General features: G+C 38.9%; 14 protein-coding genes. 8 read left to right on the forward strand and 6 right to left on the reverse strand.

Annotated features, from left to right (window positions below; genetic code table 11):
* Window positions 1-7: 7 nt before the first annotated feature.
* Window positions 8-1,330 (reverse strand): anti-phage deoxyguanosine triphosphatase, encoded by a 1,323-nt coding sequence (locus ACVCDT_RS05765; protein WP_447131814.1) that lies wholly within the window; start codon window positions 1,328-1,330, stop codon window positions 8-10.
* Between the two features lie 127 nt (window positions 1,331-1,457).
* Complete coding sequence (yfbR, locus tag ACVCDT_RS05770; protein WP_447131815.1) at window positions 1,458-2,072, reverse strand: 5'-deoxynucleotidase; 615 nt, start codon at window positions 2,070-2,072, stop codon at window positions 1,458-1,460.
* 192 nt (window positions 2,073-2,264) lie between these two features.
* On the opposite strand from yfbR, the gene ACVCDT_RS05775 reads away from it, so the two are divergent.
* Window positions 2,265-2,786 (forward strand): hypothetical protein, encoded by a 522-nt coding sequence (locus ACVCDT_RS05775; RefSeq protein ID WP_447131816.1) that lies wholly within the window; start codon window positions 2,265-2,267, stop codon window positions 2,784-2,786.
* A 150-nt stretch (window positions 2,787-2,936) separates the two neighbouring features.
* Window positions 2,937-3,731 (forward strand): DUF2189 domain-containing protein, encoded by a 795-nt coding sequence (locus ACVCDT_RS05780; protein ID WP_447131817.1) that lies wholly within the window; start codon window positions 2,937-2,939, stop codon window positions 3,729-3,731.
* 64 nt (window positions 3,732-3,795) lie between these two features.
* Here the strand turns inward: ACVCDT_RS05780 and ACVCDT_RS05785 are convergent, their stop codons facing one another.
* Window positions 3,796-4,125 (reverse strand): hypothetical protein, encoded by a 330-nt coding sequence (locus tag ACVCDT_RS05785; protein ID WP_447131818.1) that lies wholly within the window; start codon window positions 4,123-4,125, stop codon window positions 3,796-3,798.
* A gap of 130 nt (window positions 4,126-4,255) precedes the next feature.
* On the opposite strand from ACVCDT_RS05785, the gene ACVCDT_RS05790 reads away from it, so the two are divergent.
* Entirely contained in the window at window positions 4,256-5,017 is a 762-nt protein-coding gene (locus tag ACVCDT_RS05790) for a Nif3-like dinuclear metal center hexameric protein (RefSeq protein WP_447131819.1), read from the forward strand.
* 15 nt (window positions 5,018-5,032) lie between these two features.
* Complete coding sequence (locus ACVCDT_RS05795; protein ID WP_447131820.1) at window positions 5,033-5,800, forward strand: methyltransferase; 768 nt, start codon at window positions 5,033-5,035, stop codon at window positions 5,798-5,800.
* Here the strand turns inward: ACVCDT_RS05795 and ACVCDT_RS05800 are convergent, their stop codons facing one another.
* Window positions 5,801-6,289, reverse strand: coding sequence for a glutathione peroxidase (locus ACVCDT_RS05800; RefSeq protein WP_447131821.1), 489 nt, complete (start codon window positions 6,287-6,289; stop codon window positions 5,801-5,803).
* Between the two features lie 104 nt (window positions 6,290-6,393).
* Between ACVCDT_RS05800 and ACVCDT_RS05805 the strand changes: the two genes are divergently transcribed.
* Window positions 6,394-7,266 carry an NAD(P)-dependent oxidoreductase gene (locus ACVCDT_RS05805; protein ID WP_447131822.1) on the forward strand — a complete coding sequence of 291 codons (873 nt, stop codon included), beginning with the start codon at window positions 6,394-6,396 and terminating at the stop codon, window positions 7,264-7,266.
* A gap of 8 nt (window positions 7,267-7,274) precedes the next feature.
* Here ACVCDT_RS05805 and ACVCDT_RS05810 read toward each other — a convergent pair whose 3' ends face one another.
* Window positions 7,275-8,930 carry a flagellar assembly protein A gene (locus tag ACVCDT_RS05810; RefSeq protein ID WP_447131823.1) on the reverse strand — a complete coding sequence of 552 codons (1,656 nt, stop codon included), beginning with the start codon at window positions 8,928-8,930 and terminating at the stop codon, window positions 7,275-7,277.
* A gap of 113 nt (window positions 8,931-9,043) precedes the next feature.
* Window positions 9,044-10,474: an exodeoxyribonuclease I gene (sbcB, locus tag ACVCDT_RS05815; RefSeq protein ID WP_447131824.1), complete on the reverse strand. Its 1,431-nt coding sequence runs from the start codon at window positions 10,472-10,474 to the stop codon at window positions 9,044-9,046.
* 225 nt (window positions 10,475-10,699) lie between these two features.
* Here sbcB and ACVCDT_RS05820 point away from each other — a divergent pair, with 225 nt between their 5' ends.
* From ACVCDT_RS05820 to ACVCDT_RS05830, 3 genes are all read left to right on the forward strand, one after another.
* Window positions 10,700-11,119, forward strand: a complete 420-nt coding sequence (locus ACVCDT_RS05820) for a CBS domain-containing protein (protein ID WP_447131825.1) — start codon at window positions 10,700-10,702, stop codon at window positions 11,117-11,119.
* Window positions 11,120-11,236: 117 nt separating this feature from the next.
* A complete protein-coding gene (gene hrpA, locus ACVCDT_RS05825) occupies window positions 11,237-15,142 on the forward strand; it encodes an ATP-dependent RNA helicase HrpA (protein ID WP_447131826.1) in 3,906 nt (1,301 codons plus the stop codon).
* A 96-nt stretch (window positions 15,143-15,238) separates the two neighbouring features.
* The gene (locus tag ACVCDT_RS05830) at window positions 15,239-15,541 is read left to right on the forward strand and encodes a PilZ domain-containing protein (protein ID WP_447131827.1); all 303 of its coding nucleotides are present in this window, start codon (window positions 15,239-15,241) and stop codon (window positions 15,539-15,541) included.
* Window positions 15,542-15,575 lie beyond the last annotated feature (34 nt).

A 15,575-nucleotide genomic window follows, 5' to 3' on the forward strand; every position in this document is an offset into this window, starting at 1 on the left:
AAACTTTCTAACTCAGTGCGTCATTGCCAATAGGAGAATTAGGCATAAACAAATTGGCATAGAGTTTCGCCGCAAAACCATCTGTCATACCCGAAATATAATCTGCAATGGCGCGATGCCCATTTCCTTGCTCTTGCGCCTCTAACCAGCGGTTTTTAGTGTTTTCTGGTAACAATCTTTGCGGGTCTGAGGCAAAGGCTTGGAATAACTCCATTACAACTTGCTGACCTTTATATTCGAGTAATTGTATTTCAGGTTTTCTAATCACACGATTAAATACAAAGGATTTAAATAAACTTAACCCTTGTTCATATAATGCCGGAAATGCTGCGTTGTACTTTAATAAATCATGTTGAAATTGTTGCGCAACTTCTAATATTTGTATGCTTGTAATAAAACTATTAACTAAGGCACCTATGGCGTCTTTACGCGAATGATGGGCTGGGCTAAATAGTTTTTCACTTAAATCCAATATGTTTTCGCTTAACCAACCAATATTTAACTTCACTAAAGGCTTGGCCACTTCTTCAACAAACTGAGAATAATTCACTATACCCATGACTATTGCATCTTCTAAATCATGGATTGCATAGGCAATGTCATCGGCAAGCTCCATAATAGAGCAGTCGAATGACTTGTGTTGAGTTTTTGCATGGCCTTTAGCATTTGCCTTATAACTCATAAAATGTTTTACATCATCAGCTGAAAATTCATCTAATAGCCATTCAAATGCCGCTTGGTCACATTGATAGAGTCCTTTGGGGGGATGCCATTGATCAGCCTTAACTTCTCTATGTGAGGCCGTTTGGGGTAGAGCTTGGCTAGTATGTAATTGGCTTAAATAGTTAGGGTATTTCACTAAGCCTAACAAAGTGCGGCGACACAAGTTCATGCCATGATCAGCCGTGTAGGGTTCTAATTTAGTCACAATACGAAAGGTTTGCCCATTGCCTTCAAAACCACCATTTTCGCGCATTATATAATTTAGTGCTACTTCGCCGCCGTGACCATAGGGTGGGTGGCCAATATCATGAGCTAAGCACAAGGCTTCTATTAAGGTATCGTTTAACTCAAGTTGTTGAGTCAGTTGTGGATATTTACTTCTTACTTGTGCGGCTATGCCTTGACCAATTTGTGAGGCTTCTAAAGAGTGGGTGAGGCGAGTTCGATAAAAATCACTCATACCCACCCCTAATACTTGGGTTTTAGCTTGCAGACGTCTAAAGGCGGCTGAGTGTAAGATCCGAGCTTTGTCACGCTGATAGGGATTACGGTGATCACCTTGTCTTTGAGATTTCTGATCTAATCTACGCTCTGTCCAAATTTGCATCTATTGAGTACCACTTTAATTTTGTCAAAAACCACTAGCGCTCATGTGAACAGATGCTTTTTATTTAATCAAGTTAACACTTTGACTTTTTGTGGTTTTTGGCAAAATTTTTTTAAGTTTGTTGTGCTTATAGATGTTCTTCTTGCGTAATTTCATCGAGGCTTAAACTAAAACTTGGCACATAGGCCTTAATAAAATAATCCACTTCGTCTGAATGATAATCTTTTAACATTTTATCTAAGCGTTTTTTAGCTAATTCAAACTCTTTATTGCCTGCGGATAATTCTTCTAAGGTTTTTAGGTAAGCACAAATCACATCTGCGGCTTTAACTAAAAAGGCAATGTCTTGATCATGATTATGGTGGTCAATTAAATTGGCATAATCATCTCTAAACTCTGCTGGTGCCATATTGATCAGCTTTTTTTCAGCCATTTTTTCAATCTTTTTGTATTCATCACGAATAATTGGATTGGAATATTTTACTGGGGTAGGCAGATCGCCAGTTAAAACTTCAGAGACATCATGAAACATGGCTATAGTGGCCACTTGGTTAGGATCAAGCTGGCCAGCAAAGTATTTGTTTTTAATTAGCGCTAAAGCATGGGCAACCATGGCCACTTGTAAACTATGTTCTTGCACATTTTCAGTTCGAACATTGCGCATAAGAGGCCAGCGATTAATTAATTTCATACGCGACAAATGCGCAAAAAAGTGACTTTGTTGGGGAGAAGACGTGGACATAAATCTAACTAACCTATTGGTCGAATAAATACTAACAATTAAGGCTTAAGATAATACTACAAGCGCAACCTAAGAGCAGAACAAAAGCGCATAAATATTTGCTTTGCAATATCTGATTACACTCTAGGTTTGAAACTTTTAGCTTTGTAGTAAATGTTATTAACTTAGTTATCACTTTTTATAGGAAGGATTATGGCAGCTCCTTTGTTGTGGTTAGGCGCAGGTGCCTTGGCTTGGTTGGCAAAAGAACATTACGACAATAATAAAATAACCCAATCTGTGGTGGAAACCTTACCAGGTGCAAGCCTCAAAGCTGTTGCTCCTAAAAATGGCGCAGTTGTTTGTTGCGGTGTGTTTGGTATGTTTGAACATACTGGCATTTGGGTTGACGGCAATATAGTTGAACTAAAAGGAAATGGTTTAATTAGAGGGATATCTCCGGCGCGTTTTTTAAAAGAGCGCAGTGGCGAGAATATTTATATAGCCTGCAATGAAAACGCTCAGCCTTTAATTGATCCTGATGCTGCTAGTCGAGCAGCAGCTAAACTATTTAGCTACTCTGAATATCATGTGCTTAATAATAATTGCCATAAATTTGTTTGGTATTGTTTAAGTGGCCAAGAAGTGGCATTGAGTCGGTTTTCTGATCTAAATTGTCAATTAGCAGATAATTTTAATACGCGCATTTGCTGGCATAGACTGGCTTATGGTTAAGAATCTCTATTGCCACCTTTAGATAAACAATAAATATTGTTCAATATCTATTAAGCAACTATACATTTAGGTAAGTTTGAGTAAACTAAGTTTATGCTTATTATTTAAGCATTCTTGCTGTGATCTAAATTGATTTACTGGAGCTCGCCTATGTCAGAACATTTTGATGAAACGCCCCATAATGCCATTGTAGATAGCCATATAGCTAGGGTAATACCTTGTAAAAAACTGGCTATGAGTGATCCATTTAAATGGTTAGTTTTAGGTGTAAAAGATGCAACTCGGGCACCTATGCTCACCTTGTTTTTTGGCATTATTTTTGCCGCTATTCCTTGGTTTATCACCTACTTAGTCCAACTTACGGGTTGGCATTTAGTGATTATGCCAGCCATTGTTTGTTTTATGTTGATGGGGCCATTTTTAGCTGCCGGCATGTACGATGTAAGTTGGGAATTGGAAAAAAATCATGTGCCCTCAATTTGGCATAGTGTAAAAGCTATCAAACGTAATGCCGTTAACGAATGGGGTTTAGGTATTATGTTGATGGTGCTGATGATTTTTTGGTTAAGAGTCGCATCACTCATTCACGCGTTATATCCCCCATATTTAGATGACAATCTGCAAAATCTATTGCCCTTTTTAGCCATTGGTACCTTAGTAGGGGCGGGTTTTACTTTACTGGTATTTTTCTTAAGTGTGTTCACTCAACCCATTTTAATGGAAAGAAAAGTCGATTTAGCCACTGCGGTATTAACCAGTATGAATGTGGTTTGGACCAATAAAGCTCCCATGATGCTTTGGGCCTTTATGATCTTGTTGGCAGTACTGATTGGTTTTGCCACTTGGTTTATTGGTTTTGTATTTTTGATGCCGTTAATTGGTTATGCTACCTGGCATGGGTACATAGATGCCATAGAAACCAAACGAGAGCGTCATTACCAATAATTATCTTGAAAATAAGCACAAAAAAAGCAGCTAGAATTAGCTGCTTTTTTAATGTCTGGTAAAACTAACGCGGTAATTTAGAACCGGTATTTTGGGTCAATATTTGATCTGCCCAAAATGCTTTTACAGAAAAGTCTGACTTTTTGGCTTTCTTCTTAGCTGGCGCTTTTTTCGCGGCGGCTTTTTTAGGTTTTTCTGCCGGTGCTTTTTTCGCTGCTGGGGCTGATTTACCTAGGTCATCAATCATGGCATTTAAATCTGCTAAACGCATATTCTTGCCGCCATCCACGCTATACCATCCGCCTTTAGCTTCAATCTTAGGGGCTTTGCCGTTAGCAGCTGTATATGCTTGGGTAAATGCCTCAATTATTTGCTCTTTATCTAATTTACTCATAGTCAGGTCTTGGCCTTTTATATGTTTATTTTCAGAAATTGGTCGGGTTTTATACCTTTTTTTATTTATAATGTCTAATTTTGCCAAAAACCAAGCTTATTTTTTACCTTTGTTGGTATAAGGAACCACTATGTCTATTAGCAATAAACAATTATTACACTCGCTGAATTCGTTACTTTGCCCCGAAAAAGTGAGTGATTATTGTCCTAATGGCTTGCAAGTAGAAGGTAAAAGTCAAATTGCAAAAATAGTTACTGGAGTCACGGCTTCACAAGCATTAATCGACCGCGCTATTGCCGAACAAGCGGATGCCATCTTAGTGCACCATGGATTTTTTTGGAAAGGTGAATCAGCCAATATAGTGGGTATGAAAAAAAAGCGTATTCAAGCTTTATTAAAGCATGACATTAATATGTACGCTTATCATCTACCTTTAGATATTCATCCAACTTTAGGCAATAACGCACAATTAGGGCAGTTATTGGGCATTACTAATATTGCACCCATAGAGTCAATTTCGCCGTCAGGCTTAGTTTTGGTTGGTGAGTTTGAACAAGCTATTACGGCCAGCGAATTGTCCGAATTATTAAGTCAAAAATTAGCTAAACAACCATTGCACGAAGCGGCGTCTTCCAACTTAATTAAAAAGCTCGCTTGGTGTACAGGAGGTGGGCAGGGGTATATTTCAGCTGCCGCAGATTATGGGGTAGATGCTTTTATAACAGGTGAAGTGTCAGAACAAACTATTCATATTGCTAGAGAATTAGATCTACATTTTTTTGCTGCTGGCCATCATGCAACTGAGCGTTATGGAGCCAAAGCATTAGGCGAATATATTCAAACAAATTTACAAATCGACACTGTATTTGTCGATATAGATAACCCAGCCTAAGGACGTTTTTAAAGTATGAGTAAAACCAAGGCTGATCAAAACTTTGATACCCTAGCAAATAAATTTGAACGTAATATTTATGGCTCCACTAAAGGTCAACTCAGGCACGAGTTATTAGTCCATCATTTAAATGCTTCGCTTGATTTGCAGGGGCAAAAACTTGATGTTTTGGATGCAGGTGGGGGCACGGGGGTAATGACAGATTACCTTTTAAACTTGGGTCATAACTTAACCTTGAGTGACATCTCGCAAGAAGTCTTAGCTTTAGCTCAACAAAAATTAGCTAGGCATAAGCAACTAACGCTTATTCACACCGATATTTTATCGTTAGATACTAACAAGCAATACGATTTAGTCATTTGCCATGCGGTATTAGAGTGGTTAACAGAGCCGGTCAAAGTGATTAAAAAACTCTTGGCAATGGTTAAGCCGGGTGGGCATTTGTCTTTGAGTTTTTTTAATTACGATGCACAATTGTTTGGCAATATGTTGTATGGAAACTTTGATTATGTAGAGCAGGGCATGCCAAGCAAAAATATTGTAAGGCTGTCGCCCAACAACCCGCAAAAGCCCCAATTTATTCTCGATGAATTACAAAAACTTACAGTAGAGGTAAAGTACCTAGCCGGCATTCGATGCTTTCATGACTATATGAAAGATTTAGATAAACAACAGTCGCAATACGAGCAATTAAAGCGCTTAGAAATCCAATATGGATGCCAAGCGCCGTATTTATGGTTAGGTAAATACTTTTTAGTTGTTTCGCAAAAGCAGATTAAATGATTATTCTGCGAGTAACTTTTGAATGTCGCTTTCTATATCTTGCGGCTTAGTTGTGGGGGCATAACGTTTAATAACTGTGCCTTGCTTATTCACTAAAAACTTAGTGAAATTCCATTTTATTGCCTGACTGCCCATTACTCCTGGTGCTGCTTTTTTTAAGTATTGGTAAATAGGTGAGGCTTGTTTGCCATTGACCTCAATTTTTTTAAAGAGTGGAAAATCTACATTAAAATTTAGGCTGCAAAAACTTTGTATATCTTGATCTGTACCTGGCTCCTGATGGCCAAATTGATCACAAGGAAAACCCAAAACCACTAGCCCTTGCTCTTTATATTGCTGATACAAAGTCTGTAGACCTTCATACTGAGGGGTAAAGCCACACTTGCTGGCTGTGTTAACTATTAACAATACTTTTCCTTGATAGGCATCAAAATTAATCTTTTCGCCATTATTTAAAGTGGCTTCAAACTGATATATGGTGTGGCTCATGTTGGTTTCTCATCGACTGCATCTGTGTTTATATTGTCACAAGCTTGGCTGGTTTCAAATCTAAAGTTGCCAGCTAAATGTTAATTAAGTTATAGGAAAATAATGTGAGTCTAAAAATAGCTTTTATTGGCTTAGGCGTTATGGGATACCCCATGGCTGGCCATTGTCAGGCTAAAGGTCATCAAGTAACAGTGTTTAATCGCTCAACAAATAAGGCCCAAAAGTGGGTAGATGAGTACTCGGGGGCTCTAGCTTTAAGCCCTAAATTAGCCGCTCAACAAGCTGATGTCATTCTAATATGTGTAGGCAACGACGATGATCTGCGTTCGGTAATCTTAGGTGACGATGGGGTGTTAGCCGGAGTAAAGCCTGGCGATATTATTGTTGATCACACTACTGCATCTGCTGAAGTGGCAAGGGAGCTTGCGCAAACTTGTGCTGAATTAGAGGTAGGTTTTTTAGATGCGCCTGTTTCTGGTGGTCAGGCTGGTGCTGAAAATGGTCAATTAACTGTTATGTTGGGAGGCCAACAAGGGCATTTTGAGCAAGTTAAAGCTGTACTAGATTGTTACGCAAAATTCAGCCGTTTATTAGGTGATGTTGGTAGTGGTCAGTTAGCCAAAATGATGAACCAAATTTGTATCGCAGGGGTGGTTCAAGGTTTGGCTGAAGCATTAAGTTTTGGAAAAAATGCTGGGTTAGACTGTGAAGCTGTAGTTGAAGTGATTTCTAAAGGAGCCGCCCAATCTTGGCAAATGGAAAATCGTTATAAAACTATGTTGGCAGGTCACTTTGAATTTGGCTTTGCGGTCGATTGGATGAGAAAAGACTTAGATATTGCGCTAAATGAAGCGAAAAAGAACGGATCTACCTTGCCTTTAACGGCCTTAGTAGATCAGTTTTATGCCGATGTACAAAAGTCTGGTGGCGGGCGTTATGACACCTCTAGTTTATTAATTAGATTGCAAGACAGCTAGCTAATCCATTAAACCAGTGGCTCATAATGCCACTGGTGCCCCTGAAAACGAATTTGCGCTCGATCGTATTCACGTTCAGCTCGCCAGGTTCTGTTATTTAGTTTAACTACAACTCCCGGATAAAGTCTTTTATTTGCCACCAGTTGAATATCTGATTGATAATTCTCTTTGGCTTTGTGCATTTCTTTGGATTTGGCTTCAAGCCATTGAAGTAATTGAGTTTCATTTTTAAATAACTGATTCGCTTCGTCTACACGCTTTTGCATGTCTTCTGGGATGGTCTTAGAATTTATTAGATTCATGCGTTCAAAGTGACGGGTGTTGTTCTGTTTAATTTGTCTTAGAAGTTCATCAAGGGTATCTTTTCGTTCCAGCAGGGTATTAAAGCCTTCACTGAAATCTACATTTAAATTGCTGCCAGACACCGCACCTAAAGTGCCAGCTATGACCTTATCTTGACATTTAATAGTACAAGCAAAGATATTGCCATTGGGGTTATCTACCGCACCAACTGAGACTTTGCCATTACAATTTATGCGGCTATAGGCCAACTGCCGACCAACAGTGACATCACCTATACAATTAATATCTAAGCCTTGCCCGTGCTGCAAATGCACACTGCCTTTTGACACTAAACTAGTACTATATTCGGTAGCACTGTCATTAACCTTACCCATAGCGCCTTCGGTAATTATAATGTCGCCGCCTGCATTAATACTGGCAGATTCAACAAAACCATTAATGGTGACATCCCCTGTGGCTAAAATTTCCATTTTTTCGGTAACATCGCCATTAACTAATACCGAGCCATCATAGTTGACGTTGCCAGTGCCTACATTTACACCTTTACAAATAAAGATGTCGTCTACCCACATTTTTTGATCTTTAAATTTGGGCATGCCAGCAATATCAGCAATCAATAAATTTTCATCATTGTCACTTAAAACTGTGCCATCGCCAGGTCTAAATTTAATCCATTCACCAGCTTTTGCTTTTATTACATCGCCAGTCACTGTGAAGCCATCTCTACCGTCAGTGGGCGGCATTCTGCGCAATAACTCTGTGCCTTTTTTGACACAAATGATGGCCCCTAGATCACGCATATCGACCCTAGTTTTGCCTAGGCTCTGTGGCTTCAAAATTCGCTCTAAGGCATTTTGAACTAATGGCTTAAGTTTTGAGGGTTTGCCTACTCTTGGGGGCAGACCTTTGGCGACGATTTCTTCAAAGGTTTGTCCTGGCTCAGCGTATTTACATTTGTCGACTAATTTAACCAAGCGTTTAGTGCTAATTCCCCGAGTAACACCAGCGAACTTTAACTTTTCTTGTAGGGTTTCTAAGCTTGGGTGTTTACCCGCATAACCACAGGTAAAAGATAAGATTGCAGAAAGTTGGTCTTCAACGATTTTACATTTTACTTCTGTATCTTTACGCTCACCTATACGTTGTTTAATTTCAGAGGTATCTTCACTTTTTACCGCGGTTTTGTATTGGGTAATGGCGTCTATGATGCTTTCATCAAAAATAAAATAGTGCTTAAACTCACTTTTTTTAATTTCTTTATGGATAGTTGCCGCATCTAGATTTTTTTTAATTAGTTCGGGCGTTAACACAAGATCTAAATAAGGGTCTTTTTTATTAACTTTGAATGATACACCTTGCATTGCTTTGCCTTTGTTTTAACTAATACTAAACGACTTAATCTTTATATCGACTATTGTGCCATTGACATGAATAGAATTCTTTTCGTTTTCAATATGATGCTAGTCAATCATTGTTATAAACTATGCGCGTATTTGTAAAGGGCTTTTAGAATTTCTATTTTTTCTGGTTGCCTAGCGTGTTCTTGGCTTAATTGTTCTAGCTGCACTAGGAATTCAGGTATTTTAATGCTGGCAGGCGAGGCTTCATCAGAAAACTTAAAATGGCGGAATCGTTGCCATCGTTCAAGCTCAGAATTTGACAGGCTGTGTGGGGCGTTTCTGGCTCTATATCTAAACAATAAAGTATTAAGCCGACTGTCTTCAAAAGGTAGCGCTAAATCAGTTAATTGTTGTTCTGAAGCATTAACGACTTGTTGCATTAGCTGTTTATCATGATTAGAAAAGAAACCACCCGAATATAGCGCTTGTTCTGGATCTTGCTGTGGCTGACTATTTTGCTCAGCATAAACTTTTTGTAACTTTTCAAAACACTGGGTATTGGCTTTGATTCTTTGCAGGTTAGCTAAACAGGCTTGTCTATCAATACCTAAACGTTTGGCATTGTCGTCTGTTAAGGTTTTTGCAGGGGCTAATACTGGGCACTTATTTAAATGAATGAGTTTAATAGGTAGGCGTTGTTCATTCTCTGCCAACAAAGCATTAGGGGTATACAGTTTCTCTATTATTTGTTCGACACTTAGATGAAATAAAGGAGTGGGATCTAAGGCCAAATTTAACACTATTAGTGCGTTTTTATTTACTGGGTGAGGAGCAATAGGCACTACCCAAGTACAACAGCCTTGGCTTGCAGGGATTTTAGATGAAACATGCACTAAAGGGACTAAGTTTTGAAAATCAATTAAGCCTTGTACTTTGGTTTTTTGTCTTAGCTCAAAAAGGTAATGATATAGCTTAGGTTGAGCGTTTTTAATTAATTTAGCTATGGCTATAGTGGCATAAACATCAGACATAGCATCATGGGCATCCTGGTGTTCAATGTTATTGGCCTGAGTCAGATCTTGTAGTTTAAAACTTGGTATACCTTCTTCGTTGGTAGGCCAGTTAATGCCTTCAGGGCGCAGTGCATAACAGGCACGAGCTAAGTCAATGATATCCCAACGGCTGTTGCCATTTTGCCACTCTCTAGCATAAGGATCGTAAAAGTTACGATAAAGGGTAAAACGCGTCACTTCATCATCAAATCGAATATTGTTATAGCCAGCCACACAAGTATTGGGCTGAGAAAATTCAGCTAAGATTTTGGCAATAAAATCGCGCTCGGGCACACCTTTTTGTAGGCTTACTTGTGGTGTGATACCAGTAACTAAACAAGCCTGTGGATGAGGCAAACAGTCGTTTGGGATCTGACTATAAAGCATCATAGGTTCACCTATGATATTTAAATCTAAATCAGTACGAATACCAGCAAACTGACAAGGGAAGTCTTTTTGAGGATTGGCTCCCCAAGTTTCATAATCGTGCCAATAAATTGTTGAATTAGTCATAGCTGTCCAATTGTGCAGATGATTAGCACTTTTGCCAAAAATATATTAAGCATCATAATCTAACCTTTAAGGTTTTTAGCTTAATTTTTTAGAATTCAGATTGAAATTTATATTCAAAATCCAAATAGTGTAATCGGAGTAAAAATAATTAGGAAATGTTACCAGTTAAGGCTATCTTTATCTTGTTGATATAAAAATATAATGACTTAAAACCAAGGAGTTACAGTGGAATCTCTAAAAGTTAGCGACCATATGAATCAACGCCCCGTTACTTTTACTAGCAATATGACAGTTGCCGAAGCGGTAGAAAGATTATTGCAAACAAAACAAACAGGTGGCCCAGTTATTGATGCCAACAATAAAGTGATTGGCTTTTTGTCTGAGCAAGATTGTTTGTTACAAATGATTGAGTCGAGTTATTACCGCGAACGAGTGGCTCATGTAAAAGACATTATGATTGCAGAGGTTGTCACAATTAAACCTTATACCTCTATTATTGAATTAGCCCAACGAATGAAGACTGAAAAGCCCAGAGTTTATCCTATAGTCGATGACGATGGTTATTTGTTAGGCACAATCAACCGCTCGGCTTTGCTGAACGCTATAGATCTTCAGTTACACGAAGGTTATAAGTCGGCTAGTTAAGGGCTTAGTTACAGCCAATAACAAAAGTTAATTGCTTGAATAGATATTTTTGCTGGTATTTAGCTAAGGCATCTTCTAGGATCACGCTTTTACGTTATTTGTTAGAGCACCTGTTTTTTGTCTTTATCTCAAACCAGCAATCCCATCACTATTAAACAACTTGCCGTTCAACTTAAAGATTGCCTATCTAAAGATTATTTTAGGCTTAAGAGCAGGCTAAATCGCGCAGCGCACCTGCCACAAGAGCAATTGCAGCTTTATTTAGACAAACTAGCCAAAGATATTGATCAATCAATTCAATCCTATCAGTTACGCTTAGCGCAAAAGCCTGAACTGAATTTTCCAGCATTACCTGTTAGTGATAAAAAAGATGAAATAGCTCAAGCCATAAGCCATCACCAAGTAGTGATTATTGCAGGGGAAACGGGTTCGGGTAAAACCACGCAAATACCTAAGATCTGTTTAGAGCTAGGGCGCGGCATAAAAGGTTTAATTGGTCATACTCAACCTAGGCGACTGGCGGCCAGAACGGTAGCAAACCGTATTGCTGAGGAATTAAACAGCCCTTTAGGTCAACAAGTTGGCTTTAAAATTCGATTTTCTGACCAAGTTTCAGACAGTACTTATATTAAGTTAATGACCGACGGTATTTTACTGGCCGAAATTCAAAGAGATAAGTTTTTAAATGATTACGATACCATCATTATTGATGAGGCTCATGAGCGAAGTCTAAACATCGATTTTATTCTAGGTTATCTTAAGCAGCTATTACCAAAACGTCCAGACCTAAAACTTATTATCACTTCGGCCACCATAGATCCACAGAGGTTTTCTAAGCATTTTGATGATGCGCCAATAATAGAAGTTAGCGGGCGTACTTATCCAGTTGAAATGCGTTATCGGGATTTTGAAGGGCAAGATTTTGATCAAACCCAAAGTATAATTGAAGCGGTAAATGAGCTAATGCGTGAAGCACCAGGCGATATTTTGGTGTTTTTAAGTGGTGAAAGGGAAATTCGTGATACAGCTGAAGCTTTAAACAAGCAACAATACCGCCACACAGAAGTGTTACCTCTGTACGCCAGACTTAGCCATGCCGAACAAAACCGTGTGTTTGCTGCGCATTCTGCCAGACGCATTGTATTAGCCACTAATGTTGCAGAAACCTCGTTAACTGTACCAGGCATTAAGTATGTGATTGACCCTGGTACAGCACGCATATCGCGCTATAGCGTGCGCAGTAAGGTCCAACGTTTACCTATTGAAGCTATCTCACAAGCATCTGCCAATCAAAGGGCAGGGCGATGTGGTCGTGTTTCTAATGGTATATGTATTCGATTGTATTCAGAGCAAGACTATTTATCCCGCGATTTATTCACCGATCCCGAAATTTTACGTACAAATTTAGCCTCGGTTATTTTACAAATGATGTCATTAGGTTTAGGCAAAATAGATGCCTTTCCTTTTGTGCAGCCGCCAGATACGCGCAGCATTAACGATGGCTTTAAATTATTAGAAGAACTTGGCGCCATAGATATAACCAAAGGGCGCAGTAAACTCAGTCAAAAAGGGCGTCAGTTAGCTAGGTTACCCATAGATCCTCGTTACGCGCGTATGGTTATCGAAGCTGAGCAACAAAATTGTGTGAATGAAATCATAGTTATAGCTGCAGGTTTAAGTATTCAAGATCCTAAAGAAAGGCCACAAGATAAAAAACAAAAAGCCGATCTTATGCATAGTGAGTTTACCAACAAGGAATCTGACTTCCTTGGGTTATTGCAACTTTGGCAAAGCTTTAGAGAGCAACAACAAAATTTGTCGTCAAATCAATTGCGAACTTGGTGTAAAACTCACTTTATTAACTTTATGCGTATGCGTGAATGGCAAGATATTGTCAGTCAATTAAAAAAATCTGTAGCTGAATTGGGTTTTGGTATTTCTGCCCAAGCTGCAGATTATCAGGCTATCCACTCAGCCATTGCTGCAGGCTTACTCTCGCATATAGGTAATAAAGATAAAGATCGAGAATATTTAGGAGCGCGCAATAGCCGTTTTATGATTTTTCCAGGCTCTGGTTTAGCTAAGTCTCAGCCCAAGTGGACTATGGTTGCTGAACTAGTAGAAACCGCCCATTTGTTTGGTCGCGTAGCGGCAAAAATTGAACCTCACTGGATTGAACCACTGGCCAGCCACTTAATTAAAACTGAGTATTCAGAGCCGCATTGGTCTAAAAAACAAGGGGCAGTACAGGCCTTTGAAAAAGTCAGTTTGTATGGCTTAGTGCTGGTTAGTCAAAGACGTAAAAACTATAGTCAGATTGACCCTCAAGTAAGCCATGAAATTTTTGTGCGTGAAGCACTGGTCAATGGTGAAACTAAACTTAACTTTGCTTTTTTACAACACAATCAACAACAAGTGCTGAGTATTGAAGCGCTAGAAGATAAAAGCCGTAGACGCGACTTGTTAGTAGATGAAGAGGCCTTAATCGATTTTTACCGCGAAAAAATACCTTCGACCATTTGTACTGAGGCAGGGTTTAAAAAGTGGTGGAAAAAACAGACGGCTATTGATCCAAAGCTTCTCGATTTTGATCCACAGGCTTTATTAAAAAAAGGCACTCAGCATGTAGATGAGTATTCGTTTCCTGAGGTGTTTAGACAAGACAATCTCACTTTGGGTTTAGCTTATCATTTTGATCCTAAAGACGAGGATGACGGCGTGAGCTTACTTGTGCCTTTAGGTGTGTTAAATCAAGTGAGTAATCAAGGTCTAGACTGGTTAATTCCTGGGTTGAGGCATGAGCTCATTGTGGCGTTAATTAAAGCTCTTCCAAAATCTCAGAGACGTAACTTTGTGCCTGCACCTAATTACGCCGATGCGTGTTTATCTGACATGCAAGAAGTTGATAAAAATGGTCAGCCAATAGGCTTTTTAACTGCACTGTCTCTTAAACTTAAGCGCATGACAGGTTGCGAAATACCTGAGTCTGATTGGCCAATTGATAAGTTACCTAAACATCTAAGATTTAATATTAAAGTGCTAGATGAAAAAGGCAAACTTGTAGCCCAAGGGCGTGATTTAGCGGCCTTGCAACAGCAATTGCAAGGCAAAGTTAAACAAAGTTTACAACAAGTAGCGACCCCCGAATTAGAACAAAGTGGATTAACCCAGTGGACAATTAACGACTTGCCCGAAGAGTTTGTTAATGATGCAGGGGGATACCAAATTAAAGCCTTTCCTGCATTAGTGAATGAGGGCAAAAGTGTTAGTGTAAAACTCTTTGATCAGCCACATTTAGCAGAATCTGCACACAAACTAGGGGTACGAAAGTTAGTCTTACTGGCTATTCCATCGCCGGTTAAATATTTGCAAGAAAAACTGCCCAATAAAGCTAAATTAGGCTTGTACTTTAATCCTTTTGGGCAAATTAAAGCGCTAATTGACGACTGTATTAACGCCGGCATTGACCAGCTAGTGCACAAATATCAAGTACAGCATCAAGTTCAAATTCGTAACCAAGCGCATTTTAACGCTTGTTGTGATTTTGTACGTCAGGACATAAACGAAACTGTGTTAGTCATAGCCCAGCAGGTTGAGCAAGGCCTAACCATAGCGCACCAAATTAATAAAAAATTAAAAGGTAAAGTGCCGTTAAACCTTATTTATGCCCACGGACATATTAAAAGCCAATTAGACTCGTTAGTGTATCAAGATTTTGTTGCTGATATTGGTGCAGAAAAATTAGCTGACTGGCAGCGTTATATTAAGGCCATAGCTAAACGCTTAGAAAAACTGCCGGTTGATCCAACAAAAGATAAGTTACATCAACTAAATATTGAAAAAGCTGAACAAGCCTATCAGGCTAAGTGCCATAAAATTCCAGCAAACCAAGCTAAACCTAAAGAGTTAACAGAAGTAAAATGGATGTTGCATGAATTACATGTGTCTTTCTTTGCTCAGCAATTAGGTACGCCAAGTCCAATTTCAGTTAAGCGCATACTTAACCATTTGGAATCTATTTAATTCGGCAAAAGTAAAGTTGCAGTTAAATTGCGTTGACTTTGTTTTCCTCGCGCCCTATAAACTAAAGTATATTCTTTAATCAGTTTGAGGTTTTGCATGTTAGGTTATGACGATAAACGTAATTTTTTTAGAATGATGGTTAATTCTGTTTGTGAACTTAAAATTGTAGATGACGAGTCAAGCCGCACATTGCAAGCCGTGTGCAAAGATATTAGTGCCACAGGTATGTCTTTTGAGATAGAAGAAAGTTCGCTCGAGTTAGGCACCTTAGTGAATGTGTATATTGAGTCCACTAACTCGCAAATACCTTCTTTAACTGCCGACACTAAAGTTGTGCGCTGCGAAACCCTAGATGATAATACCAGCACAGTGGGGGTGGAGATCATTGAAATGAAATAATTAAGCAGTGTTTACTTAACTATTTCATTTTCAA

The sequence above is a fragment of the Paraglaciecola aestuariivivens genome (assembly GCF_052983255.1).